This window comes from Streptomyces sp. NPDC056479, from assembly GCF_042795335.1.
Lineage (GTDB): Bacteria > Actinomycetota > Actinomycetes > Streptomycetales > Streptomycetaceae > Streptomyces.
Window position 1 is genome coordinate 347,115 of the sequence record NZ_JBHTRZ010000010.1, and the last position, 23,996, is coordinate 371,110.

At 70.6% G+C, this 23,996-nt stretch carries 22 protein-coding genes; 17 read left to right on the forward strand and 5 right to left on the reverse strand.

Translation table 11 applies throughout. From position 1 onward, the window contains the following. Positions 1 to 67 precede the first annotated feature (67 nt). The gene (locus ACFQ6S_RS35315; RefSeq protein ID WP_030048834.1) at positions 68 to 610 is read right to left on the reverse strand and encodes a hypothetical protein; all 543 of its coding nucleotides are present in this window, start codon (positions 608 to 610) and stop codon (positions 68 to 70) included. Positions 611 to 960: 350 nt separating this feature from the next. Here ACFQ6S_RS35315 and fmt point away from each other — a divergent pair, with 350 nt between their 5' ends. Both fmt and ACFQ6S_RS35325 read left to right on the forward strand, forming a co-directional pair. Beyond that, complete coding sequence (gene fmt, locus ACFQ6S_RS35320; RefSeq protein WP_383418842.1) at positions 961 to 1,893, forward strand: methionyl-tRNA formyltransferase; 933 nt, start codon at positions 961 to 963, stop codon at positions 1,891 to 1,893. A gap of 74 nt (positions 1,894 to 1,967) precedes the next feature. Beyond that, positions 1,968 to 3,386, forward strand: coding sequence for an RsmB/NOP family class I SAM-dependent RNA methyltransferase (locus ACFQ6S_RS35325; protein WP_383418844.1), 1,419 nt, complete (start codon positions 1,968 to 1,970; stop codon positions 3,384 to 3,386). Positions 3,387 to 3,558: 172 nt separating this feature from the next. Here ACFQ6S_RS35325 and ACFQ6S_RS35330 read toward each other — a convergent pair whose 3' ends face one another. Beyond that, on the reverse strand, positions 3,559 to 5,721 hold the full coding sequence (locus ACFQ6S_RS35330) for an MMPL family transporter (protein ID WP_383418846.1): 2,163 nt from the start codon (positions 5,719 to 5,721) through the stop codon (positions 3,559 to 3,561). A gap of 134 nt (positions 5,722 to 5,855) precedes the next feature. On the opposite strand from ACFQ6S_RS35330, the gene rpe reads away from it, so the two are divergent. From rpe to ACFQ6S_RS35365, 7 genes are all read left to right on the forward strand, one after another. Next, positions 5,856 to 6,542 (forward strand): ribulose-phosphate 3-epimerase, encoded by a 687-nt coding sequence (gene rpe / locus ACFQ6S_RS35335; RefSeq protein WP_383418847.1) that lies wholly within the window; start codon positions 5,856 to 5,858, stop codon positions 6,540 to 6,542. Positions 6,543 to 6,620: 78 nt separating this feature from the next. After that, positions 6,621 to 7,664 carry a sugar-binding transcriptional regulator gene (locus ACFQ6S_RS35340; protein ID WP_383418849.1) on the forward strand — a complete coding sequence of 348 codons (1,044 nt, stop codon included), beginning with the start codon at positions 6,621 to 6,623 and terminating at the stop codon, positions 7,662 to 7,664. An 83-nt stretch (positions 7,665 to 7,747) separates the two neighbouring features. Next, positions 7,748 to 8,062 (forward strand): barstar family protein, encoded by a 315-nt coding sequence (locus ACFQ6S_RS35345; protein WP_383418851.1) that lies wholly within the window; start codon positions 7,748 to 7,750, stop codon positions 8,060 to 8,062. Between the two features lie 131 nt (positions 8,063 to 8,193). Further along, positions 8,194 to 9,636 carry a GuaB1 family IMP dehydrogenase-related protein gene (locus ACFQ6S_RS35350; RefSeq protein WP_383418853.1) on the forward strand — a complete coding sequence of 481 codons (1,443 nt, stop codon included), beginning with the start codon at positions 8,194 to 8,196 and terminating at the stop codon, positions 9,634 to 9,636. Between the two features lie 95 nt (positions 9,637 to 9,731). Next, positions 9,732 to 10,229 carry a GNAT family N-acetyltransferase gene (locus tag ACFQ6S_RS35355; protein ID WP_383418855.1) on the forward strand — a complete coding sequence of 166 codons (498 nt, stop codon included), beginning with the start codon at positions 9,732 to 9,734 and terminating at the stop codon, positions 10,227 to 10,229. A gap of 231 nt (positions 10,230 to 10,460) precedes the next feature. Beyond that, positions 10,461 to 11,933 carry an amino acid permease gene (locus ACFQ6S_RS35360; RefSeq protein WP_383418857.1) on the forward strand — a complete coding sequence of 491 codons (1,473 nt, stop codon included), beginning with the start codon at positions 10,461 to 10,463 and terminating at the stop codon, positions 11,931 to 11,933. A gap of 10 nt (positions 11,934 to 11,943) precedes the next feature. After that, complete coding sequence (locus tag ACFQ6S_RS35365) at positions 11,944 to 12,396, forward strand: Lrp/AsnC family transcriptional regulator (RefSeq protein WP_370255821.1); 453 nt, start codon at positions 11,944 to 11,946, stop codon at positions 12,394 to 12,396. A gap of 50 nt (positions 12,397 to 12,446) precedes the next feature. Here the strand turns inward: ACFQ6S_RS35365 and ACFQ6S_RS35370 are convergent, their stop codons facing one another. Beyond that, the gene (locus ACFQ6S_RS35370; protein WP_383418860.1) at positions 12,447 to 12,809 is read right to left on the reverse strand and encodes a hypothetical protein; all 363 of its coding nucleotides are present in this window, start codon (positions 12,807 to 12,809) and stop codon (positions 12,447 to 12,449) included. Between the two features lie 76 nt (positions 12,810 to 12,885). Next, complete coding sequence (locus ACFQ6S_RS35375; protein WP_383418862.1) at positions 12,886 to 13,626, reverse strand: GntR family transcriptional regulator; 741 nt, start codon at positions 13,624 to 13,626, stop codon at positions 12,886 to 12,888. Positions 13,627 to 13,876: 250 nt separating this feature from the next. Here ACFQ6S_RS35375 and ACFQ6S_RS35380 point away from each other — a divergent pair, with 250 nt between their 5' ends. From ACFQ6S_RS35380 to ACFQ6S_RS35405, 6 genes are all read left to right on the forward strand, one after another. After that, positions 13,877 to 15,034, forward strand: a complete 1,158-nt coding sequence (locus ACFQ6S_RS35380; protein ID WP_383418864.1) for an ABC transporter substrate-binding protein — start codon at positions 13,877 to 13,879, stop codon at positions 15,032 to 15,034. Beyond that, complete coding sequence (locus ACFQ6S_RS35385) at positions 15,031 to 15,927, forward strand: ABC transporter permease (protein ID WP_383418866.1); 897 nt, start codon at positions 15,031 to 15,033, stop codon at positions 15,925 to 15,927. The genes ACFQ6S_RS35380 and ACFQ6S_RS35385 overlap by 4 nt, the downstream gene beginning before the upstream one ends. Beyond that, complete coding sequence (locus tag ACFQ6S_RS35390) at positions 15,915 to 16,727, forward strand: ABC transporter permease (protein ID WP_383418868.1); 813 nt, start codon at positions 15,915 to 15,917, stop codon at positions 16,725 to 16,727. The genes ACFQ6S_RS35385 and ACFQ6S_RS35390 overlap by 13 nt, the downstream gene beginning before the upstream one ends. 3 nt (positions 16,728 to 16,730) lie before the next feature. Beyond that, entirely contained in the window at positions 16,731 to 17,810 is a 1,080-nt protein-coding gene (locus ACFQ6S_RS35395; RefSeq protein WP_383418870.1) for an ABC transporter ATP-binding protein, read from the forward strand. Between the two features lie 61 nt (positions 17,811 to 17,871). Next, complete coding sequence (locus tag ACFQ6S_RS35400; RefSeq protein ID WP_383418872.1) at positions 17,872 to 19,332, forward strand: HAD-IA family hydrolase; 1,461 nt, start codon at positions 17,872 to 17,874, stop codon at positions 19,330 to 19,332. A gap of 120 nt (positions 19,333 to 19,452) precedes the next feature. Continuing rightward, entirely contained in the window at positions 19,453 to 20,649 is a 1,197-nt protein-coding gene (locus ACFQ6S_RS35405) for an MFS transporter (protein ID WP_383418875.1), read from the forward strand. Here ACFQ6S_RS35405 and ACFQ6S_RS35410 read toward each other — a convergent pair. Further along, positions 20,618 to 21,157: a Repetin gene (locus ACFQ6S_RS35410; RefSeq protein ID WP_383418877.1), complete on the reverse strand. Its 540-nt coding sequence runs from the start codon at positions 21,155 to 21,157 to the stop codon at positions 20,618 to 20,620. The two genes, ACFQ6S_RS35405 and ACFQ6S_RS35410, sit on opposite strands and share 32 nt — an antisense overlap. A 297-nt stretch (positions 21,158 to 21,454) precedes the next feature. Here ACFQ6S_RS35410 and ACFQ6S_RS35415 point away from each other — a divergent pair, with 297 nt between their 5' ends. Both ACFQ6S_RS35415 and ACFQ6S_RS35420 read left to right on the forward strand, forming a co-directional pair. Further along, positions 21,455 to 22,243, forward strand: coding sequence for a carbon-nitrogen hydrolase family protein (locus ACFQ6S_RS35415; protein WP_383418879.1), 789 nt, complete (start codon positions 21,455 to 21,457; stop codon positions 22,241 to 22,243). A gap of 47 nt (positions 22,244 to 22,290) precedes the next feature. Beyond that, positions 22,291 to 23,994 (forward strand): flavin monoamine oxidase family protein, encoded by a 1,704-nt coding sequence (locus ACFQ6S_RS35420; protein ID WP_383418881.1) that lies wholly within the window; start codon positions 22,291 to 22,293, stop codon positions 23,992 to 23,994. The last annotated feature ends 2 nt before the right edge of the window (positions 23,995 to 23,996 follow it).

Consider the following 23,996-nt stretch of genomic DNA (forward strand, 5'->3'; position numbering starts at 1 on the left):
TCCGGCAGTGCTCCGGAAATGGTTCTGCCCTCCCGGGTGCGCTCCGGGAGGGCAGAGTTCAGGGGGGTCAGCCGTTGCGCGGGCCCGGGAACGCCGTGGGCCTGGCCTCGTCGCGGAGGCCGGGGCTGCCTGCGGTCGGCTGCGTCGGCATGGAGCGGGCGGCGGGAACCGTCGGCACCGTGGGGAGGGCGGTGGAGACGTTGACCGTCCGGGTGCCCGCCGGCTCGGTGGTCCGCTCTGCCTCGGCTGCCGCCTGGGTGGCGGCGCGGCGTGCGCCGTAGCGGCGATGGACGGCCTGCTTGGTGACGCCGAGGGCGCTGCCCACCGCGTCCCAGGAGAAGCCGAGTGAGCGGTCGAAGTCCACGGCTGCCGTGACCAGGGTTTCGACACTGTCCCGCAGCTCCTGGGCGAGACGGACCGTCGGGGCGGGGGCGCGTCCGTAGACGACGAAGCCCGTGGAGGGACCGGAGCGGCGCGGGCGGTAGACATTGCCCAGTTGCGCGGTGAGCGTGCGCAGTGCGTCCACCTGCCGGCGGACCCGCTCGATGTCCCGCACCAGCAAGTGCAGGCTGGCCCGAGCCTGGGCGTCGTGGGTTGCGTGGTCGGCCATGAACAAGCCTCTCGAACCGGCGTTGAAGGAGTGGGCCGCGAAAACAGATGCGACGGATGCGGCCCGTTGTGGTCAACTCTTTCTTGACCAACGCGGCAGCGCTCCGCTGGTCACGCAGTGGGGGCGTGTGGGCATATGCCTACGCCCCTGGGCCGGGGGTCCGTGCGCCTTGGTGCCTCGGCCTTCGGCCTCGGTATGTCCCCAGCCGGCGCTTCACCCGTTTCCAGTCGGCCAGGAGGAGCCAGGAGCCCAATAGCGTGCGTGCGCTGCCGTGGTGAGCCCCTGCGCCGTGCACCAATAGACTTGTGTGTCGCCCCTGCCAACCTCGCCCGAGAGGCCCGTGCCCACCCATGAAGCTTGTCTTCGCCGGTACCCCCGAGGTCGCCGTTCCCGCTCTGGACGCTCTGATCGCCTCCGGGCGGCACGACGTCGCCGCCGTAGTCACGCGGCCCGACGCGCCGGCCGGGCGGGGGCGCAGGCTGGTGGCGAGCCCGGTGGCCGAGCGGGCCGAGGAAGCGGGCATCGAGGTGCTGAAGCCCGCCAAGCCGCGGGATCCCGAGTTCCTGGAGCGGCTCAGGGAGATCGCGCCGGACTGCTGCCCCGTCGTCGCCTACGGCGCCCTGCTGCCCCGCGTCGCCCTCGACATTCCGGCCCACGGCTGGGTGAACCTGCACTTCTCGCTGCTGCCCGCCTGGCGGGGGGCCGCGCCCGTGCAGCACTCGATCATGGCGGGCGACGAGATCACCGGCGCCTCCACCTTCCTCATCGAGGAAGGGCTCGACTCGGGGCCCGTCTACGGCACGGTCACCGAGGAGATCCGGTCCACCGACACCAGCGGTGACCTGCTGACCCGGCTCGCCTTCGCGGGCGCCGGGCTGCTCGCCGCGACCATGGACGGGATCGAGGACGGCGCGCTGAAGGCCGTACCGCAGCCGTCCGACGGGATCACCCTCGCCCCCAAGGTCAACGTCGAGGACGCCCACATCGACTGGAGCGCCCCCTCCCTGCGCGTCGACCGGCTAGTGCGTGGGTGCACGCCCGCGCCGGGCGCCTGGACCGTCTTCCGGGGTGAGCGGCTCAAGCTCATCCAGGTCCAGCCTCTGCCTGGGCGGGACGATCTCGCCCCCGGTGCGCTTTCCGTCGGGAAGAACAACGTGTACGTCGGGACCGGTTCGTACGCCGTCGAGTTGCTGTGGGTGCAGGCGCAGGGCAAGAAGCCGATGCGGGCCGCGGACTGGGCGCGGGGCGTGCGGATCGGCGACGGAGAGAGCCTCGGGGCGTAACCGGACGTCCGCCGGACCGACCGTGCGACGTAGGCTGGGCGTACATCTCATCCAGTAATCCGGAGCACCTTTTCGTGAGCGACACCTCCCGTCGGCCCCGCAGAACCGGCAAGCCCTACCGGCGGCCCCAGAAGGACCCCGTCCGCATCCTCGCCTTCGACGCGCTGCGCGCCGTGGACGAGCGGGACGCGTACGCCAATCTCGTGCTGCCGCCCTTGCTGCGGAAGGCGCGGGAGAAGGGCGACTTCGACGGGCGGGATGCCGCGCTCGCGACCGAGCTGGTGTACGGGACGCTGCGGCGGCAGGGAACGTACGACGCGATCATCGCCGCGTGTGTGGACCGGCCGTTGCGTGAGGTCGACCCGCCTGTGCTCGATGTGCTCAGTCTGGGTGTGCATCAGCTGCTGGGGACGCGGATTCCCACGCATGCCGCGGTGTCAGCGTCCGTCGAACTGGCCCGGGTCGTGCTTGGTGACGGGCGGGCCAAATTCGTCAACGCCGTGCTGCGGAAGGTCGCTCAGGACGACCTCGACGCGTGGATCCAGCGGGTCGCGCCGCCGTACGAGGAGGATGCGGAGGACCATCTCGCCGTTGTGCACTCGCATCCGCGGTGGGTCGTCTCCGCGCTCTGGGACTCGCTCGGTGGCGGGCGGGCCGGGATCGAGGCGTTGCTGGAGGCCGACAACGAGCGCCCCGAGGTGACGCTGGTCGCGCGGCCGGGGCGGGCCACGACCGAGGAACTTCTCGGTGAGGAGGCCGCGGTGGCGGGGCGTTGGTCGCCTTATGCCGTGCGGCTCGCCGAGGGCGGGGAGCCCGGGGCCATCGAGGCTGTGCGGGAAGGGCGGGCGGGGGTGCAGGACGAGGGGAGCCAGTTGGTCGCGCTCGCCCTGGCCAATGCTCCGCTCGACGGCCGTGATGAGAAGTGGCTCGACGGGTGTGCCGGGCCCGGGGGGAAGGCGGCGCTGCTCGGGGCGCTGGCTGCTGAGCGGGGGGCTGTGTTGCTCGCCTCCGAGAAGCAGCCGCATCGGGCGGGGCTGGTGGCGAAGGCGTTGCACGGCAATCCGGGGCCGTATCAGGTCATCGCCGCGGATGGGACCCGGCCGCCTTGGCTGGCCGGGAGCTTTGATCGGGTGCTGGTGGATGTGCCTTGCACCGGGCTGGGGGCGTTGCGGCGGCGGCCCGAGGCTCGGTGGCGGCGCCGGCCGGAGGATATGGAGGGGTTTGCTCCGCTTCAGCGGGCGTTGTTGCGGGGGGCGATCGAGTCCGTGCGGGTGGGGGGTGTGGTCGGGTACGCCACCTGTTCGCCGCATCTTGCGGAGACTCGGGTGGTTGTGGACGACGTGATGAAGGAGCGGGGTGGGGTGGAGCTGGTGGATGCCCGGCCCCTGTTCGTTGGGGTGCCGGAGTTGGGGGAGGGGCCTGATGTGCAGTTGTGGCCTCATCGGCATGGGACGGATGCGATGTATATGGCTTTGATGCGGCGGGTGAGCTGAGGGTTGGCCGTGGGGGGGTTTTTCCCCCCCCCCCCCCCCCCCCCCCCCCCCCCCCGGGCGCTTCCCCCTTCACCCCCCCCGGGGTGTCCCCCCAGAAATCGGTTTTGCCCTGAAGGGGCCTTGTCCTCAAACGCCGGACGGGCTGAAGTACCTGGCCCGCCGTTGGTCGACCTCAACCACCCCGCCGCCCCGCAACCTCCCGCGCACCCCCATCCTCCCGCGCCAGCCGATGCGGCCACCAAACCTTCGGGCCCACGTCCAGGAACAGCGCCGTCACCAGTACCGAGCGCACGATGAACGTGTCCAGCAGCACTCCCAGCGCCACCGCGAAGCCGATCTCGGCGAAGGCGACCATGGGGAGGGTGCCCAGGGCGGCGAAGGTGCCGGCCAGGACCAGGCCGGCCGAGGTGATGACCGCTCCCGTGGCGGCGAGGCCCGTGATGACGCCGGGTCGGGTGCCCTGGCGGAGGGCCTCCTCGCGGATGCGGGTCGTGAGGAAGATGTTGTAGTCGATGCCCAGGGCCACCAGGAAGACGAAGACGAACAGCGGGAAGTCGGTCGACTCGCCCGCGTAGTCGAAGAGGTGCCGGAAGGCCAGCGCGCTGATGCCCAACGCCGCCGCGAAGGACAGGATCACCGTGCCGATCAGCAGCAGGGGTGCGACGACGGCGCGGAGCAGGGCAGCGAGGATCACCATCACCACGACCAGGACCAGCGGGATGATCAGGATGTTGTCGTGCGTGGTCGCCTTGTCCATGTCCAACAGGGCCGCCGTACCGCCGCCCACCTGGGCGTCCGCGTCCGGCACCGCGTGCACGGCGTCGCGGACCCGCTCGACCGTCTGCTTCGCGGCCTCGCTGTCGGCGGGAGCGGTCATCGTCGCCTCGAAGAGCACCTTGCCGTCGAACGACGGTTTGGTGCCGGGTGGCAGGCCCAGCGACTCGGGGACCACGCCCTCGGTGTCGGCGACCGCACGGCCCACCTCCCGCGCCTGGGCCTGGTTGCTGACGATGACCAAGGGGTCGCCGCTGCCCGCCGGGAAGTAGCGCTCGGAGATCTCCTGGCCCGTGATGGACTCCGGTTTGTCGGTGAACGCGTCGGCGTTGCTCAGGCCCTCTGCACGCAGTTGGATCAGACCCAGGGAGCAGACCGCGAGGACCGCGGCAGTGATGGCCCAGGTCATGCGGGGACGGCCGGCGATACCGCGGCCCATGCGGGCCCAGGCGCCGCGCTCGTGCGGGTTCTCCGCACCGACGTGCGGGATCGCCGGCCAGAAGATCCAGCGGCCGCAGATCACGAGAAGCGCGGGGAAGAGGGTCATCATCGCCAGCAGGCCCACCGCCACGCCGATCGCGGCCACCGGGCCGAGGCCGCTCGTCGAGTTCATCTCAGCCGCCAGCAGCACCAGCATGCTCAGCACGACCGTCGCGCCGGAGGCGAGCACCGCCGGGCCGGCGCGGTGCAGGGCCAGGGCCATCGCCTCGTGGCGGTCCTCGTGATGGCGGAGTTCTTCCCGGTAACGGGCGACGAGGAGTAGTGCGTAGTCGGTGCCCGCGCCGAAGACCAGGACCGTCAGGATGCCGGCGCTCTGGCCGTTCACCGTCAGGCCGCCGTACTCCGCCAGGAGGTAGATGAGGGCCTGGGCGGTGAACAGGGCGACGATCACGGCGACCAGGGGGACCAGGAGCAGGGTCGGGCTGCGGTAGGTGATGAGGAGCATGACGATGACGACCGCCATCGCCGACAGCAGGAGTGTGGAGTCGATGCCCTCGAAGGCCTCGGCGAAGTCCGCCGAGGTGCCGCCCGGTCCCGTGATGTGCACGGTGATCCCGCCGCCGCCCTCGCCGACGATGTCGCGGATGGAGTCGACGGCGGGGGCGATACGGTCCCAGCCCTGCTCGTCCATCGTGATCGGGACCTGGACCTGGGCCGCGCGCGGGTCCACCTCACGGTCGAAGACCGGGCCCCGGGTCTCCGCGCCGCGAATGCCGTGGTCGGTCAGCTGCTTGAGCTGGGCCACGTCCTCCGTGATCGCGGCCCGGTCCTGTGCCGTGAGACCGTCGGCACGGGCGTAGATGACGACCGCGGGGATCTGCTCCGGCCTGAAGTTCTCGGAGATTTCCAGGACTTGGGTGGATTCCGCGGACCCGGGCAGCCAGGAGGCCGCGTCGTTGTCCTGCGCGTCGCTCAGCTTCTGGGCGAGCGGTGCGGTCACGAAGAGCGCCACCAGCCACAGGACGAGCACCACCCACTTGGCCCGCCGTCCGCAGACCAGGTGCGCGATGCCCTGCTGCCCGGACCCGGTGGGCCGCTTCTTCTCCTGGATCTCCGTCATGGCCACCCCCGCAGCCGCACAACGATCCTGTGGGCCGCCCAGCATGGCACGCGCGACCCGGACACAACATCCGATGAACGTCTTAGGTCTGGACCGGCGCGAACATTCGTGCCCGGACATGGCAGTCTTGGGTCATGGCCGCGCAGATCAACCCCAGCATCCTGTCCGCCGACTTCGCCCGCCTCGCGGACGAGGCGAAGTCGGTGCAAGGAGCCGACTGGCTCCACGTCGACGTCATGGACAACCATTTCGTCCCGAACCTCACGCTCGGCGTGCCGGTCGTAGAGTCTCTGGCCCGTGCGACGGACACTCCGCTGGACTGCCATCTGATGATCGAGGCCCCCGATCGGTGGGCGCCCCAGTACGTGGAAGCGGGGGCCTCCTCCGTCACCTTCCATGTCGAGGCGGCCGCGGCCCCGGTGCGGCTGGCCCGGGAGATCAGGGCCAAGGGCGCTCGTGCCTCCATGGCACTGAAGCCCGCGACGCCGATCGAGCCGTACGAGGATCTGCTGCCCGAACTCGACATGCTGCTGATCATGACGGTCGAGCCGGGCTTCGGTGGTCAGGCGTTTCTCGACATCATGCTTCCGAAGATTCGCCGCACCCGCGAGTTGATCAGCAAGCACGGCCTCGACCTGTGGCTCCAGGTCGACGGCGGTGTCTCGGCCTCGACGATCGAGCGGTGCGCGGAGGCGGGCGCGGACGTCTTCGTCGCCGGTTCGGCGGTGTACGGGGCGGACGACCCGGCCGAGGCGGTCCGGGCACTGCGTGCGCAGGCGGAAGGCGTGACTAAGTCTGCGGCCTGGGCATGCGACCACTGAGCCAAGGGAACGTGAACGCCGCCCATCAGGGCGGATCAAGAGCGCCGGATCTGCAAGGATGAACGGCGAATCCAGAGTGTGAACAGCAGTGAGGAGATCGCCGTGTCGGGTATGTCGGCGGGCCGGTCAGCCATGCGGATGGGACCCGCTGAGCTGGTGCAGGCGGCGGCCATGGCCCGCCGCTTCTACCTCGAGGGCAAATCCAAGATCCAGATCGCGGAGGAGTTCGGCGTCAGCCGCTTCAAGGTGGCCCGGGTCCTGGAGACCGCTCTCGAACGGGATCTGGTGCGCATCGAGATCCGTGTGCCGGCCGAGCTGGACGCCGAGCGCTCCGACGCGCTGCGCGCCCGGTACGGCCTCAGGCATGCCGTCGTGGTCGAGGCCCCGGCCGAGGCCGAGGAGTCGCCCGACCCGGAGAACCTGGGAGAAGTGGCCGCCGATCTGCTCGGCGAGCTGGTGAACGAAGGCGATGTGCTGGGTCTGGCATGGGGCCGGTCCACCATCAACATGGCGGCAGCCCTCGACCGGTTGCCGCCCTGCACGGTGGTGCAGCTGACGGGCGTGTACGACGCCGGGACCGCCGAGCGCGGTTCGGTCGAGGCCGTGCGCCGCGCCGCGCAGGTCTCCGGCGGCGACGCGCACCCCATCTACGCGCCGATGCTGCTGCCGGACGCGGCCACCGCGGCGGCACTGCGCCACCAGACCGGAATCGCCCGGGCCTTCGAGTACTTCGACAAGGTCACGGTCGCCTGTGTCTCCATCGGTTCCTGGGAGCCGGGCATCTCGACGGTGCACGACATGCTCAGCGACGAGGAGCGGGCGCACTACGCCTCGCTCGGCGTCGCCGCGGAGATGTCCGCGCATCTCTTCGACGCGGAGGGGCGCCGGGTCGGACGGGACCTCCAGGAGCGGTGCATCACGGTCAAGGCCGACCAGCTCCGCCGTATCCCCGAGGTCGTCGCCATCGCGGGTGGGCAGCGCAAGGCGGCGGCGATCGACGCCGTGCTGCGCTCCGGGCTCGTCACCTCGCTGGTGACGGACACCTCGGCGGCGGACTACCTGATGACGTCCGGTCCTACGCCGAAGAACACCCTCAACAGGGCCGACCCGGACGGGAACTGACGAGTCATCAGTCAGGAGGGGGCGGCCGCGGGCGTCGTCCCCTCGTTCATGGACGATCACTACGAGACCTGGGCGGTAACCGGATGACGGAGCTCGTGGTCACGCTGGACCTCGACGGGGTCACGGACAAGGCCGGCCTGATGGACCGCTGCGCCCGCGACCTGCGGCTGCCCGACTGGTTCGGGCGCAACTGGGACGCGCTGGCCGACTCCCTCTCCGACCGCGCCGTGTGGCCCGAGGGTGCCGTGGACCGGGGGATGCGGATCGTCGTACGGAACTGGCAGCCGTATGCCAAGGCGCGGCCCGACGAGTGGCGGATCGCCGAGGAGGTCCTCACCGAGGCGGTGGACCGGACGTCGGCGCTCTCGGTGCTGCTGGCCCTTGGAGGATCCTCCTAAGGAGCCCCTGACCTGCTTGGATGATATGACCGTACAGCGCATTCCGGTCAGCATGGGACAATGAAGTACGTGCTCTTCCCCCTGGCTGACCTGTCCGGGGGCCACCTCTGATCGACTGGGATGTGCAGCACGTGCGTTTCCTCAATGACATCCAGCCCGCGTACGACCTGACGTACGACGACGTCTTCATGGTCCCGAGCCGCAGCGCGGTCGGCTCGCGGCAGGGTGTGGACCTCAGCTCCCCGGACGGCACGGGCACCACGATCCCGCTGGTCGTCGCCAACATGACCGCCATCGCCGGCCGCCGTATGGCCGAGACGATGGCCCGGCGCGGCGGCCTGGTCGTCATCCCGCAGGACATCCCGATCGACGTCGTCACCGAGGTCGTCACCTGGGTGAAGAGCCGCCACCACGTTCTCGACACCCCGATCGTGCTGGCCCCGCACCAGACCGTCGCCGACGCGCTGGCCCTGTTGTCCAAGCGCGCCCACAACGCCGGTGTGGTCGTCGACGAGAACCACCGGCCGATCGGCGTGGTCACCGACGAGGACCTCTCCGGCGTGGACCGCTTCACGCAGCTCGAGGTGGTCATGTCCCGTGACCTGCTGCTCCTCGACGCCGGCATCGACCCGCGAGAGGCCTTCAACAAGCTCGACGGCCACAACCGGCGCTACGCCCCGGCCGTGGACTCCGAGGGCCGTCTCGCGGGCATCCTGACCCGCAAGGGCGCCCTGCGCGCCACGCTGTACACGCCGGCCGTCGACGCGAACGGCAAGCTGCGCATTGCGGCCGCCGTCGGCATCAACGGCGACGTGGCGGGCAAGGCCAAGCAGCTGCTCGACGCGGGCGTCGACACCCTCGTCATCGACACGGCGCACGGCCACCAGGAGTCGATGATCACCGCGATCCGGACGGTGCGGGCGCTCGACCCGCAGGTGCCGATCGTCGCGGGCAACATCGTCGCCGCCGAGGGTGTACGCGACCTCATCGAGGCCGGTGCCGACATCATCAAGGTCGGTGTCGGTCCGGGCGCGATGTGCACGACCCGCATGATGACCGGCGTCGGCCGGCCGCAGTTCTCGGCGGTCCTCGAATGCGCGGCCGAGGCGAAGAAGTACGGCAAGCACGTGTGGGCCGACGGCGGTGTCCGGCACCCGCGCGATGTCGCCATGGCGCTCGCGGCCGGTGCGTCCAACGTGATGGTCGGGTCCTGGTTCGCGGGCACCTACGAGTCCCCGGGCGACCTCCAGCAGGACGCGAACGGCCGCCTCTACAAGGAGTCGTTCGGGATGGCCTCCGCGCGGGCCGTGGCCAACCGTACGTCCGACGAGTCGTCGTACGACCGCGCCCGCAAGGCCCTGTTCGAGGAGGGCATCTCCACCTCCCGCATGTTCCTCGACCCGACCCGCCCGGGCGTGGAGGACCTGATCGACTCGATCATCGCGGGCGTGCGGTCGTCCTGCACCTACGCCGGTGCCGGCTCCCTGGAGGAGTTCGCCGAGAAGGCGGTCGTCGGCATCCAGAGCGCGGCCGGCTACGCCGAGGGCAAGCCGCTGCACGCCAGCTGGAGCTGACGCCACGTCAACGTCGTTTTGCACGGCCCCCGTCGAACCCGCCTGCCGGGAAAACCGGGGGCCGTTCCCATGCCCCGGGAAGTAGCTTCGGCGACATGGAGATCACCGTCTGCGGACCCGCCGATGTGGCGCTGCTCGACCGGCACATCGCTTCGCCCGGCGCCCTGTCGTTCCATGCGCGAAGGTTCGCACGTCAGGAGCGGGGTGAAAGCACCTATCTGGTCGCCTGGTTGGAAGGACGGCCGGTCGGGCACGTGGAGATGCGCTGGATCGGCTGCGACGCCCCCGCTGTGCGCACCGCCCGGCCCGGCTGTCCGGAGATCAACGGACTGGGTGTCTGGCCGGAGGAACTGCGCTCGCGGGGCATCGGCACCGCACTCGTCCGGGCCGCCGAGGAGCTGGCCCGTGAACGCGGCATCACGGTCGTCGGTCTGGGAGTCGCGAAGGACAACCCGCGTGCTGCCGCGCTCTATACGCGGCTCGGCTACCGGCCCCTGATCGACTACCACGACCGCTGGTCCTACGAGGGCCCCGACGGAGCGCTGCACGACTGGGTCGACGCGTGCACGTTCCTCGTCAAAGACCTGCCCTGACCAGCCGAGCGCAACGGTCGAAAGCCCTCCTGCAACGAACACCCACCCAACCCCCAGACACGCAATGATCTTGCGGGCACACGCAAGGTTGCTGCATTTCACCAGCAACGTCACTCCTCGTAGGCTGTCGCCTCGTACGTGGCGTGGCAGGGACCCCGCTCGGTGGGTCCCTGCTGCAAGGGGTGCCGCCGGTCCCTGCCGCCCTGACCGGCAGCGATAAGGAGCCAGCGCGTGCTCGACCAAGGCGCACCCCCGCAATCCCCAGGCCAGACAGCCGCCCCCGCGTCCCTCGGCGTCGGCGCGCGTCTGATGCGCCGCAAGCCCGTGGAACACCTGGTCGCGGAGGGTGGCCAGGGCGAGGGAGGGTCCCTGCGACGCTCCCTCGGCCTGTGGCAGCTCACCATGATCAGCATCGGTGCCACCCTCGGCACCGGCATCTTCGTCGTCCTCGGCGACGCCGTCCCGGAGGCCGGTCCCGCGGTCACCCTGGCCTTTGTGATCGCCGGTCTCACGGCGCTGTTCTCGGCCCTGTCCTACGCCGAGCTGGCGGGCAGCATCCCGGTCGCCGGTTCCTCGTACTCGTATGCGTACGCAACGATGGGCGAGCTGGTCGCCTGGGTCTGCGGCTGGTGTCTGGTGCTGGAGTACGGCGTGTCGGTGGCCGCCGTCGCGGTCGGCTGGGGCGAGTACCTCAACGAGCTGCTCGACGGGACGATAGGCGTCACCATCCCGTCCGTGCTGTCCTCCGCGCCCGGCGAGGGCGGGATCATCAACCTGCCCGCGCTGATCGTCGTCCTGCTGGCGATGGTGTTCCTGCTCGGCGGCGTCCGCGAGTCCGCGCGCGCCAACACGATCATGGTCGCCGTCAAGATCGCCGCGCTGGTGCTGTTCTGCTCGGTCGGCTTCATGGGCTTCAAGTCCGGCAACTACGAGGACTTCATGCCGCTCGGCATGGCCGGCGTGAGCGCCGCGGGTGCCACGCTCTTCTTCTCCTACATCGGCTTCGACGCCGCCTCCACCGCCGGTGAGGAGGCCAAGGACCCCAAGAAGGACCTGCCGCGGGCGATCATGCTCTCGCTGATCATCGTGACCGCGCTGTACGTGCTCGTCGCGGGTGTCGCCGTCGGTGCCTGGAACTGGACCAAGTTCGAGGGCTCCGAGGCCTCCCTCGCCGCGATCATGAACGACGTCAGCGGCCAGAGCTTCTACGGCACCCTGCTCGCCCTCGGCGCCGTCATCTCCATCGCGAGCGTGGTCCTCACCGTGCTCTACGGCCAGACCCGCATCCTCTTCGCGATGTCCCGCGACGGCCTGGTGCCCAAGGCGCTCGGCAAGGTCCACGCGAAGACCGGCGCGCCCCGCCTCAACACGATCATCGTGTCCCTGTTCTGCGGCGCCCTCGCGGCCCTCATCCCGCTGGGCAAGCTCGTCGACGCCACCAGCATCGGCACGCTGTTCGCCTTCGCGCTGGTCAACATCGCGGTGATCGTGCTCCGCGTGAGGCGGCCGGAGCTCGAGCGCACGTTCAGGGTGCCGTTCGGGCCGGTGCTGCCGGTGCTGGGCTTCCTGTTCTGCGCCTACAACATGTTCAGCCTCGACACCGTCACCTGGGTGGTCTTCGGGTGCTGGATGGCGGCCGGTCTCGTGTTCTACTTCCTGTACGGCTATCGCCGTTCCCGTCTTGCCGTGCCTGAAGTGAAGTGAACCACCCGCAGTGCTGAACGATCTCGACGAACGCATCGTGCACGCCCTCGCCGAGGACGCCCGCCGCTCCTACGCGGACATCGGGCAACTCGTCGGCCTGTCCGCGCCCGCCGTGAAGCGGCGCGTGGACCGGCTGCGCGCGACCGGCGCCATCACCGGATTCACCGTACGGGTGGACCCGTCGGCTCTCGGCTGGGAGACCGAGGGGTTCGTCGAGATCTACTGCCGGCACAACACCTCGCCGGACACGATCCGGCGGGGTCTTGAGCGGTATCAGGAGGTCGTGGCCGCGTCTACCGTCACCGGTGAGGCGGATGCGGTGGTGCAGGTCTTCGCCTCTGATATGCGGCATTTCGAGCGGGTGCTCGAGCGGATCGCCGGGGAGCCGTTCGTGGAGCGGACCAAGTCCGTGCTGGTGCTGTCGCCCTTGTTGCGGCGGTTTTCCTCCGGGTCGCCCACGTAGTTTTTTGGGTGCGGGTGGGTGGGGGCTTGTCGCGCAGTTCCCCGCGCCCCTCAAGCGGCGTTCTTGCGGACCTTCGTCAGCATGTGCCGTACGAACAGTGCGTGGGCGCCCGTGCCGATGACCAGCCGCCGGTAGACGGCGCCCTTGCGGCCGGGGAAGTCGGCCCTCGTCTCGGCCCGCAGGCGCGTGTTCCCCTGGGGCGTCTCGTCCAGGTGGAAGATCAGGGCGTAGGTCGAGAAGGGGTGGTGGCCGATGTAGGCCAGCTCATGGCCCGGGTCCGACACCGCCACCCGGAAGCCTCGGGAGCCATGCATCATGGCGCTTAGTTCGTGCCAGACGGCGTCGGCGTTCGCCTCGACCGTCGTCGCGTGTTCGTCGACGAACGGCAGTGCGGGGATTTCGGTGGCGTCCATGGGGGAAGTCTCGCCGCTCGTCCACGCGGCGGCCTCCTCCGGCAGGCGGACCCGGATAGCCGTTCGGCGGAGGGTGTCAGTCGGCCGTCTTCCTCGCCAGCGCGTTGTTGTCGATCGAGTTGTGCACACTGAAGCTCACCGCGTCGGAGCGGTAGCGGTCGTCCGACCACTCCACCGGGCGGCCCTCGCGGGTCGTCGTCACGCGTCGTACCCGCAGAAGGGGGCTCGTGCGGCGGATGTCCAGCAACTCGGCGTCCTGGGCGCCCGCCGAGACCGCGTCGATGACGTGCTCGCCGTAGGCGAAGACCAACCCCGTGTCGTCGTAGAGGCGTTGGGTGACGGACGGGCATTCGGGCTCTATCGCCTCGACGGCCGGGGAGATCCAGTCCGCGTAGACCGTGCGCTCGAGGAGCACCGGCTCGCCGTCCAGGCCGCGCACCCGCAGGACGTGCAACACCGGGGTTCCGGCGCTCAGTTGGAGGCGTACCGTGTCCTCCTTCGTCGCCGGGCGGTACTCCTGTGCGACCACGTGGCCGGTCGCCTCCCGCCCCATCGCGTGCGCCCACTGGGCGAAGCTGCGCAGCTCGGCGAAGCTCTGGCTGCGGCGGCTGGCCAGCACCACGCGACGGGCGCCCTGGCGTGAGCCGATGAGTCCCTCGGCGGTCAGTGCCGCGACGGCCTGGCGGAGCGTGCCGCGTGAGACGCCGTAGTGGGCCGCGAGGTCCGTCTCGGCGGGCAGCAGTGAGCCGACCGTGTACTCCTCGCGGTCGATCGCCCGGCGCAGTTCGTCGGCGATCTCCTCGTGTCGCGCCCCCATGCTTCCCCTCTGAGTCGGTTGCTGTGCACAGCGTGACCAGCGTAAACGAGATCCGATGGTGATCCGTGTCAGCCGGGATTGTGCACGAACAAAGGGGTCAGGGTTTCGACGCCGTTCACTTTCGGGTCACCGAGGCCGGGCGTACTGAGGCCAACTTGTTCAGACAAGTTGCTGGCGTAGCTGCTCTGCGGTTGCGCCCGTAGCTGCTCCCGTAGGTCTCCTGCACCCTCGCGCGTCCCCTGGAGAAACCGTGTCCGTTTCCCTGCCGAGAACCGTCGCCCTGAGTGGCGCCCTGGCCGTCGTCGCCGCGCTCGCCCTGAGCGCGTGCGGCGCCGCCCCCGACAACGCGTCCACCACCGCCGACGGCAAGAGCGCCGCCACCGCCACCTCCGCCGCCGACCTCGGCGGCATGGACAAGCTGGTCGAGGCGGCCAAGAAGGAGGGCACGCTGCACGCCATCGCGCTGCCCCGCGACTGGGCCAACTACGGCGCCCTCATCGACGGCTTCCAGAAGAAGTACGGCATCAAGATCGAGGTCGAGAACCCCGACGGCTCCAGCCAGGACGAGATCAACGCCGTCACCTCGCGCAAGGGGCAGGACCGCGCCCCCGACGTGCTCGACCTCGGCAGCTCCTTCGCGATCAGCGCCGCCCAGCAGGGGCTGCTCGCGCCGTACAAGGTGGAGGCGTTCGCCGACATCCCCGAGGGCCAGAAGGACGCGCAGGCCCGCTGGTTCAACGACTACGGCGGCTACATCTCCATCGGCTGCGACGCGGGGCGCGTCAAGGAGTGCCCGAAGACCTTCGCCGACCTGCTGAAGCCGCAGTACAAGGGCCAGGTCGCCCTCAACGGCAATCCCACCAAGTCCGGCTCGGCCTTCGGCGGCGTGTACGCGGCGGCGCTCGCGAACGGCGGCTCTTTCGACGACATCCAGCCCGGCCTGGACTTCTTCGCCAAGCTGAAGAAGAACGGCAACTACACGCCCGTCGAGTCGACCCCGGCCACCGTCGAGAAGGGCGAGACGCCCATCAGCATCGACTGGGACTACCTCAACGCCGGGTACGCCGAGGAGTTCAAGTCCAAGGGCGTCGACTGGCAGGTGTCGGTGCCGAGCGACGGCCAGTTCTCGCAGTACTACTCCCAGGCGATCAACAAGGACGCCCCGCACCCCGCGACCGCCCGCCTGTGGCAGGAGTACCTCTACAGCACCGAGGGCCAGAACCTTTGGCTCGAGGGCTTCGCCCGCCCGGCGCTGATGACCGCCATGGAGAAGGCCGGCACCCTCGACAAGACCGCCGCGGCCAAGCTGCCCCAGGTCTCCGGGACGCCCTCCTTCCCGACCGAGGAGCAGCAGGGCAAGGCCAAGACGGTCCTCGGCCAGGGCTGGGCGAAGGCCGTCTCCGGATGACGACCACCCTCACCCGGGTCGACACGGCGACCGCCGCCCCGCAGCGGCGGCGCCGTGCCGTCGGCGGCTGGCTCGCCGTCGTCCCGCTCCTCGTCTTCACCGCGCTGGCCTTCGGGCTGCCCGCCCTGGCCATGCTGGACGGCGCCTTCACCGTCAAGGACCCGGCCACGGGCGCGACTTCGTACAGCGCCGACAACCTGACGAACTCGCTCCAGGGCGCCTACCTCACGGCCCTGCTCGGCAGCGTCAAGCTGTCCGCCGTCTCCGCCGCCCTCGGCACCCTCCTCGGGCTGCCGCTCGCCCAGGCCGTGGTGACCTCCCGCTTCCGTGCGCTGCGCGAGGCCGTGCTCACCGCGTCCGGGGTGCTCGCCAACTTCGGCGGGGTCCCGCTGGCCTTCGCCTTCGTCGCCACACTCGGCAACGCCGGAGTGCTGACCCGGCACCTGGGCCTGACGGACAAGGGCTGGGACCTGTACAGCTTCTGGGGCCTGGTGCTGGTCTACCTGTACTTCCTGATCCCGCTGATGGTGCTCACCATCACCCCGGCCCTGGACGGCCTGCGCTCCCAGTGGCGCGAGGCCGCGCAGAACAACGGCGCCACGACCGTGCAGTACTGGCGGCATGTGGCCCTGCCCGTTCTGCTGCCCACGCTCCTCGGCGGGTTCGTCCTGCTCTTCGGCAGCGCCTTCGCCGCGTACGCCACGGCCGCCGCCATGGTGGGCAGCTCGATCCCGCTGGTCACCCTCCAGATCGCCGACGCGCTCTCCGGCAACGTCCTGGTCGGGCAGGAGAACGTGGCGCTCGCCCTCAGCCTCGACATGGTCCTGGTCGCCGGACTGGTCATGGCCGTGTATCTGCCCCTGCAACGACGGAGCGCGCGATGGCTCGCCTGAACCTGTGGCGGTGGGGCGTGCTCGGCCTCGCCGGCCTGTACTTCCTGGTGCCATTGGCCGCGTCGGTCGTCTTCACGGTCGACGTGCCGGGGCAGGGCCTGACCTTCGAGGCCTACACCCGGATCTTCTCCACCGAGGGCTTCGTCGACGGTCTGCTGCTCTCCCTGGAGCTGGCCGCCGCCACCATCGTCCTCGTCCTGCTGCTGATGGTCCCCGCCATGGTCGCGCTGCGGCTGGGCGCGCCCCGGCTGCGGCCGGTCGTGGAGGTGGTGTGCTCGCTGCCGCTGGTCGTGCCGCCGATCGCCTTCGTCGCCGGGATCGGGACGGTGCTGAAGTGGGGGCCCGAGCACCTGTCGCGTACACCGCTGTTCCAGACGTTCGTCGCCATCCAGAACCCCGACTTCCCGTTCGTGCTGGTCCTGGCCTACGTCGTGATGGCGCTGCCCTTCGTGTACCGGGCCCTGGACGCCGGACTGCGCGCCATCGACGTACGCACCCTAGTGGAGGCCGCCCGCAGCTGCGGGGCCGGCTGGCCGCAGGCGCTGATCCAGGCCGTTCTGCCGAACCTGCGCGGCGCGCTGCTCAACGCCTCCTTCCTCACCCTCGCCCTGGTGCTGGGCGAGTTCACCGTGGCGCAGTTGCTGGGCTTCCAGCCCTTCGCCGTGTGGATCGTGAACGTCAGCGGCTCGCAGGCCCAGCTGTCCGTCGCCGTGTCGGTGCTCAGCCTGCTCGTGACCTGGGTGCTGCTCCTCGTGCTCGCCGGCTTCGGCGGCCGTACCCGTCCTACCTCCCGGGGATGAACCATGACCGTGCTTGAAAAGACAGCCGAAGACACGGCGACCAAGGCCGCCACCGTCGAATTCCGCGCGCTGCGCCGGGAGTTCGGAACCACCGTCGCCCTCGACGGACTCGACCTGACCGTCGAATCGGGCGAACTCCTCGCCCTGCTCGGCCCGTCCGGCTGCGGCAAGACCACCGCGCTGCGCATGCTCGCCGGCTTCGAACATCCCGACTCCGGCCAGGTGCTGGTCGACGGCCAGGACGTCACCGGCATCCCCGCGCACCGCCGCGACGCCGGGATGGTCTTCCAGTCGTACAGCCTCTTCCCTCATCTGAGCGCCCTCGACAACGTGGCGTTCGGGCTGCGTATGCGCAAGGTCGGCAGCGGCGAACGGCGGTCCCGCGCCGCCGAGTTGCTGGAGCTGGTCGGCCTCGCCGACAAGGGCGAGCGGTTCCCGCACCAGCTCTCCGGCGGCCAGCAGCAGCGCATCGCCCTGGCCCGCGCCCTCGCGCTGCGCCCGCGGGTCCTGCTGCTCGACGAGCCGCTGTCGGCGCTCGACGCCAAGGTGCGGCTGACGCTCCGCGAGGAGATCCGGCGGCTCCAGCAGGAGCTCGGCATCACCACGCTGTTCGTCACCCACGACCAGGAGGAGGCCCTGTCGATGGCCGACCGGGTCGCGGTCATGCGCTCCGGACGGCTCGAACAGTGCGCCGCGCCCGCCGAGTTGTACGGCCGCCCCGCCACCGCCTTCGTCGCCGAGTTCGTCGGCACCATGAGCCGGATCCCGGGCACGCTCGTCGACGGCGGTGTCGAGGTGCTGGGCCGGCGGCTGCCCGTCGACGGCGACGTACCCTCGATGACCGACGTCGATGTGCTGGTGCGGCCGGAGGCGGTGGCCGTGCGCGCCGACGACGCCTCCGACGCGCGCGTGCTCGCCACGGCCTTCCTCGGGGCCACCACCCGGGTGACCGTACGACTCGCCGACGGCACCGAGGTCAAGGCCGACCTGCCCGCACACGAGGGCGCCTCGCTCGGCGCCGGGGCCGCGGTGAGCGTGTCGCTCCCGGAGAGGCCGGTGCTGGTGGCCGAACGTAACCGCTGACCCCCGTACGACGACCTACTGATCCCCCCACGCAAGAACACGCAGGAAAGAGACAGCAACCGTGACTGAACTCCCGCTCCAGGCCGTCCTGTTCGACATGGACGGCACGCTCGTCGACACCGAGCGACTGTGGTGGGAGGCGGTGGAGCAGGTCGCCGGCCGGACCTTGACCGAGGCGGACGAGCCGGAGGTGCTCGGCCGGCCCGTCGAGTACACCGCCGGCTGGCTGGCCGCGGCCACCGGCACCCCGGCCGCCGACCTGGCCGAGCTGCTCCACCGTGAGTTCGCCGACCGCGTCCGCGCCGGCATCGTCCCCCGCCCCGGCGCGCTCGACCTGCTCGACGCCCTGGCCCACGAGGGCATCCCCGCGGCCCTGGTCACGGCGTCGCCGCGCACCGTCGCCGACACCGTCCTCGAAGCCCTCGGCGCGAGCCGCTTCGCGGTCTCCGTCACCGCCGACGACACCGACCGCACCAAGCCCGCCCCCGACCCCTATCTCGCCGCCTGCCGTGCCCTCGGCGTCGACCCGGCGGCCTGCGTCGCCGTCGAGGACACCCGCACCGGTGTCAGCTCCGCCGAGGCGGCCGGCTGCACGGTGCTCGCGGTCCCCTCGCTCGCCCCGATCGAGCCGGCCCCCGGCCGCACCGTCCTCGCCAGCCTCGAGGGCGTCACCCCCGAGCGTCTGCGCACCCTGCCCAGGCACACCCTGCCGTCGGACGAACTCCGCGTCATGAGCTGGAACCTCTGGTTCGGCGGCACCAAGGTCCACGACCACCGGGCCAAGCAGCTCAAGGTCATCGCCGAGACCGGCGTGGACGTGGTCGGCCTCCAGGAGACCTACGGCACCGCCGCCCAGGAACTCGCCGACGCCCTCGGCTGGTACCACCACCGGGCCGGCGAGAACCTCGGCATCATCAGCCGCCACCCGATCACGGCCCGCTTCGGCGACCCGGCGGTCGGCTTCTACGGGGCGGCCGGGGTCCGGATCCGGGTCGGGGACCGGCACGTAGACATCTGGACGGCCCACCTCGACTACACGCCCTACGGCCCCTGCGAGTCCGCCTTCGACGGGCTGCCGGCCGCGCAGCTGATCGCCCACGAAGAGGTGCGGCTCGGGCAGTTGCGGGACGCCCTGGGCCGGATCGCGGAGGCGGCCGACCCCGCCGTGCCCGTGGTCCTCGTCGGCGACTTCAACAGCCCCTCCCACCTGGACGGCGACGTCGAGTGGCCGGTGACGAAGGCGGCCGAGGAGGCGGGGCTGCGCGACTCCTACCGCGAGGCCCACCCGGACCCGGTCACCCACCCCGGACACACCTGGTCGCCGATCCACGCCGTGCACGAGGACGGCAGCGGACGCCCCGAGCCCCAGGACCGGATCGACTTCGTCCTGCACCGGGGTCTCGGCGTGCTCCACTCCGAGACCCATGTCTGCGGCCGCCCGCGTCCCTGGCCGGACGTCGAGGACAACGACTGGCCGTCCGACCACGCGGCCGTGATCACCGGATTCTCCCTGCGCGAGTGAGCCGGACCCGCCTACCATCGGTGTCATGACCTGGCGACATTGATCCACCGGCCATGCCTCCCGAGGGCCGCCTCGGACGCCGTACCTCCGGCGTCCGAACAGTCCCTGCGGGAAGGCATCATGACACTCTCACCTGCGCGTGTGCCCGCCACCGGTGCCCGGCGGCTGACGACCACGCTGTACGGCTACGCGTTCCTCGACGACTTCGTCCTGCTCTACCCGGTGTACGCGCTGCTGTTCGCCGACACCGGCCTGTCGCTCTGGCAGATCTCCTCCCTGTTCGCCCTGTGGTCGATCACAGCCGTGGTGCTGGAGGTGCCCTCCGGCGCCTGGGCCGACACCGTGTCGCGTCGTCGGCTGCTGTGGATCGGCCCGCTGCTCACCGCCGTCGGCTTCGCGCTGTGGGTGGTCGTCCCGTCGTACTGGGCCTTCGCGGCCGGCTTCGTCCTGTGGGGCGCCGGAGGGGCGCTCGGCTCCGGCGCCCTGGAGGCGCTGGTGTACGACGAACTGGACCGGCTGGGCGCCGCCGACCGGTACGCCGGGGTCATGGGTCGGTCCCGGGCCGCGCGGCTGCTGGGAACCGTGTCCTCCATCGGCCTCGCGGCGCCCGTCCTCGCCCGCGGAGGCTATGCGGCGGTCGGTGCCGCGAGCTTCGTGGCGTGTGTGCTGACCGCCGCCGTCGCGACGCGGTTCCCCGAGCACCGGGTACGGCCGGAGACCGGCGGCGACAGCTGGGCGACGACCCTGCGGACCGGTCTGGCCGAGGTCCGCGGGGACCGTTCGGTGCGCGGCGCCCTGCTGCTGGTCCCGGCCGTCGCCGCGGTGTGGGGCGCGCTCGACGAATACACCCCGCTGCTGGTCCGGGACATCGGCGTCGCCGAGGCGACCGTGCCGTATCTGATCATGCTGATCTGGGCAGGCGTCACCGTCGGCAGCCTCCTGACCGGACCGGCCGAACGCCTCGGCACGACCGGGCTCGCGGCGCTCCTCGCGGGCGCTGCGCTCGCCCTCGCCGTCGGTGCCGCGGCCCGCTCCTTGGCCGGTATCGCGCTCGTGAGCCTGGCCTTCGCCGCGTTCCAGCTGGCCGAGGTGCTCGCCGACGTCCGCCTCCAGCACCGCATCGACGAGTCCCGCCGGGCCACGCTCACCTCGGTGGCGAGCCTGGGCACAGAGCTCGCCACGATCGCCACCTTCGGCGCGTACGCGCTGCTCGGCACGGACGCGGCGCACAGCACCGTCTTCGCGGTGCTGGCCGTGCCCTATCTGGTGACGGCGCTGGTGCTGGCTAGAAGTCGGGCCGCCACGGCACGACCGTGAAGTCGCCCGTCCCCTTCTTGACCTTCTCGAAGGGGGCGGAGCTCACGCACTTGGGCAGCTCCTTCGTCTCGACAGGGTTGCCCGTGGAGGCCCAGCTGTAGCCGAGCCGGTCGCGCCGGCCGACGTCATGGACGGTGATGCCGACCCGCTTGCCCTCGGCACCCGGCAGGTCGGATGAGGTGATGACCCCGGAGACGACGGCCACCTTGCCGCCGGTCAGCAGGCAGTCGACCTTCGCCTTCGCCCGGGCGCCCTCGCCGTTCAGGTAGTGGCTGAACTCGAAGGTGCCGGTGGCCTTCGTCGGGTCGGCGGTGTCCTTCGCCGCCAGATGGGCGTCGAAGGAGAACGTGATGTCGTCCTCGGCCGAGCGGTACAGCTTGGCGGTGCCGGTGAGCGCGGCGGCCTCGCGCTGCCGTGGTGCGTCGTCGGACGCGGTGGCGACGGAGGCCGCCCCGGCGGTGAGCAGCAGTGCGGAGCCCAGCACGACGATCTTCGTACGGCGCTTCATCGTGGTCCTTTCTGCAGGTCAAGCGGATGGTCACCACTGTCCCGTGGCCGCGCCCGCCCCACATCGCGCCGGAGGCGGGACCCCTCCTCCGCCGTCCGGCGGGGACGCCCTCGCGCCTTGCGCCCCAAGGACGAGCGGACCTACGCCGGCGGTCGCGCAACGAATCGCCGCCCACCCCTCCACGCACGCAACAAACCGCTCACCGGCGCGCAACGGCTCCTTCTTGTCCGGCCCGGTCGGCCGCCCGTACCTTCTAGATGGCCCCCACAATCACCCTTCCGCCCGGTGAGGACACGCATGCGCACCGCCCTGCTCCAGAGCTCCGGCCGCCCCGGCTCGACCGTCGAGAACCTCAAGGTCCTCGACGAGGCCGCGGGCCGTGCCGCAGCCGCGGGTGCCGGACTGCTGGCGGCGCCGGAGATGTTCCTGACCGGGTACGCGATCGGCGACGACATCGCCCGCCTCGCCGAGCCCGCCGACGGCGACTGCGCGGACGCGATCGCCGAGATCGCCGGCCGGCACTGCCTGGCGATCGTCTACGGCTACCCGGAGCGCGACGGCGACCTCGTCTTCAACGCCGCCCAGCTGATCTCCGCCGACGGCACCCGTCTCGCCAACTACCGCAAGACCCACCTCTTCGGCTGCTTCGAGCGCGACCACTTCACACCGGGCGGGCAGCAGGTCGTCCAGGCCGAGCTCGACGGCGTCCGGATCGGCATCCTGATCTGCTACGACGTCGAGTTCCCGGAGAACGTCCGGGCCCACGCCCTCGCCGGCACCGACCTGCTTGTCGTCCCGACGGCGCAGATGCACCCGTTCCAGTTCGTCGCCGAGTCGATGATCCCGGTGCGGGCCTTCGAGAACCAGATGTACGTCGCGTACGTCAACAGGGTCGGTCAGGAGGGGGAGTTCGAGTTCGTCGGCCTGTCCACGCTGGCCGGTCCCGACGGGATCGCCCGCACCCGCGCCGGGCGCGACGAGGAACTCGTCCTGGCCGACGTCGACCCCGCGTTCGTCGCCGCCTCCCGCGAGGCCAACCCGTATCTGACCGACCGCCGCCCCGGCCTCTACGGGTCGCTCGTCTGAACCTCCCCCCGCTTTTCCCTGTCGCAGTCGCAAGGAGTCCGTACCCCATGACGTCCATGGTGCCCAACGCCGTCGAGCACACCGACGAGCAGCAGCAGCCGCCGATCACCATGTTCGGCCCGGACTTCCCCTACGCCTACGACGACTTCCTGGCCCACCCGGCGGGGCTCGGTCAGATACCCGCGACCGAGCACGGCACCGAGGTCGCGGTCATCGGCGGCGGCCTGTCCGGCATCATCGCCGCGTACGAGCTGATGAAGATGGGCCTGAAGCCGGTCGTGTACGAGGCCGACCAGATCGGCGGCCGGCTGCGCACCGTCGGCTTCGACGGCCCCAGCACCGAGGGCCTGACCGCCGAGATGGGCGCGATGCGCTTCCCGCCGTCCTCCACCGCCCTCAACCACTACATCGACCTGGTGGGCCTCAAGACGGAGCCCTTCCCCAACCCCCTGGCCGAGGCGACCCCTTCGACGGTCGTCGACCTCAAGGGCGAGAGCCACTACGCCGAGACGATCGGCGATCTCCCGCAGGTCTACCGGGACGTCGCCGAGGCGTGGAACAAGTGCCTCGAAGAGGGCGCCGACTTCTCCGACATGAACCGCGCGATGCGTGAGCGGGACGTGCCGCGCATCCGCGAGATCTGGGCGAAGCTCGTCGAGAAGCTCGACAACCAGACCTTCTACGGATTCCTCTGCGACTCCGAGGCCTTCAAGTCCTTCCGGCACCGCGAGATCTTCGGCCAGGTCGGCTTCGGCACCGGCGGCTGGGACACCGACTTCCCGAACTCCATCCTGGAGATCCTGCGCGTCGTCTACACCGAGGCCGACGACCACCACCGCGGCATCGTCGGCGGCTCCCAGCAGCTGCCGCTGCGCCTGTGGGAGCGCGAGCCGGAGAAGATCGTGCACTGGGCGTACGGCACCTCGCTCGCGAAGCTGCACGAGAACGGCGAGCCGCGCCCGGCCGTGACCCGGCTGAACCGCGCCGCCGGCAACCGGATCACCGTGACCGACGCGAACGGCGACATCCGCACCTACCCGGCGGCCGTCTTCACCGCCCAGTCCTGGATGCTGCTCTCGAAGATCGCCTGCGACGACTCGCTCTTCCCGATCGATCACTGGACGGCGATCGAGCGCACCCACTACATGGAGTCCAGCAAGCTCTTCGTGCCCGTCGACCGGCCGTTCTGGCTGGACAAGGACGAGGAGACCGGCCGGGACGTCATGTCGATGACGCTGACCGACCGGATGACGCGCGGCACCTATCTGCTGGACGACGGCCCGGACAAGCCGGCCACCATCTGCCTGTCGTACACATGGTGCGACGACAGCCTGAAGTGGCTGCCGCTGTCCGCGAACGAGCGGATGGAGGTCATGCTGAAGTCGCTCGGCGAGATCTACCCGAAGGTCGACATCAGGAAGCACATCATCGGCAACCCGGTGACCGTCTCCTGGGAGAACGAGCCCTACTTCATGGGCGCGTTCAAGGCCAACCTGCCCGGCCACTACCGTTACCAGCGGCGCCTGTTCACGCACTTCATGCAGGACCGGCTGCCCGAGGACAAGCGGGCCATCTTCCTCGCCGGCGACGACATCTCCTGGACGGCCGGCTGGGCCGAGGGCGCCGTCCAGACCGCGCTGAACGCGGTCTGGGGCGTGATGCACCACCTCGGCGGGGAGACGGACGCGAGCAACCCGGGCCCGGGCGACGTCTACGACGAGATCGCGCCGGTCGAGCTGCCCGAGGACTGAGC

Bases quoted from the DNA above. Each gene is read 5' to 3' on its own strand.
- ACFQ6S_RS35420 (WP_383418881.1), top strand. From the start codon at position 22,291: ATGACGTCCATGGTGCCCAACGCCGTCGAGCACACCGACGAGCAGCAG.
- ACFQ6S_RS35385 (WP_383418866.1), top strand. From the start codon at position 15,031: ATGACGACCACCCTCACCCGGGTCGACACGGCGACCGCCGCCCCGCAG.
- ACFQ6S_RS35395 (WP_383418870.1), top strand. From the start codon at position 16,731: ATGACCGTGCTTGAAAAGACAGCCGAAGACACGGCGACCAAGGCCGCC.
- ACFQ6S_RS35345 (WP_383418851.1), top strand. From the start codon at position 7,748: ATGACGGAGCTCGTGGTCACGCTGGACCTCGACGGGGTCACGGACAAG.
- ACFQ6S_RS35405 (WP_383418875.1), top strand. From the start codon at position 19,453: ATGACACTCTCACCTGCGCGTGTGCCCGCCACCGGTGCCCGGCGGCTG.
- ACFQ6S_RS35410 (WP_383418877.1), bottom strand. From the start codon at position 21,157: ATGAAGCGCCGTACGAAGATCGTCGTGCTGGGCTCCGCACTGCTGCTC.
- ACFQ6S_RS35390 (WP_383418868.1), top strand. From the start codon at position 15,915: ATGGCTCGCCTGAACCTGTGGCGGTGGGGCGTGCTCGGCCTCGCCGGC.
- ACFQ6S_RS35315 (WP_030048834.1), bottom strand. From the start codon at position 610: ATGGCCGACCACGCAACCCACGACGCCCAGGCTCGGGCCAGCCTGCAC.
- ACFQ6S_RS35375 (WP_383418862.1), bottom strand. From the start codon at position 13,626: ATGGGGGCGCGACACGAGGAGATCGCCGACGAACTGCGCCGGGCGATC.
- ACFQ6S_RS35330 (WP_383418846.1), bottom strand. From the start codon at position 5,721: ATGACGGAGATCCAGGAGAAGAAGCGGCCCACCGGGTCCGGGCAGCAG.
- ACFQ6S_RS35355 (WP_383418855.1), top strand. From the start codon at position 9,732: ATGGAGATCACCGTCTGCGGACCCGCCGATGTGGCGCTGCTCGACCGG.
- rpe (WP_383418847.1), top strand. From the start codon at position 5,856: ATGGCCGCGCAGATCAACCCCAGCATCCTGTCCGCCGACTTCGCCCGC.
- ACFQ6S_RS35415 (WP_383418879.1), top strand. From the start codon at position 21,455: ATGCGCACCGCCCTGCTCCAGAGCTCCGGCCGCCCCGGCTCGACCGTC.
- ACFQ6S_RS35370 (WP_383418860.1), bottom strand. From the start codon at position 12,809: ATGGACGCCACCGAAATCCCCGCACTGCCGTTCGTCGACGAACACGCG.
- fmt (WP_383418842.1), top strand. From the start codon at position 961: ATGAAGCTTGTCTTCGCCGGTACCCCCGAGGTCGCCGTTCCCGCTCTG.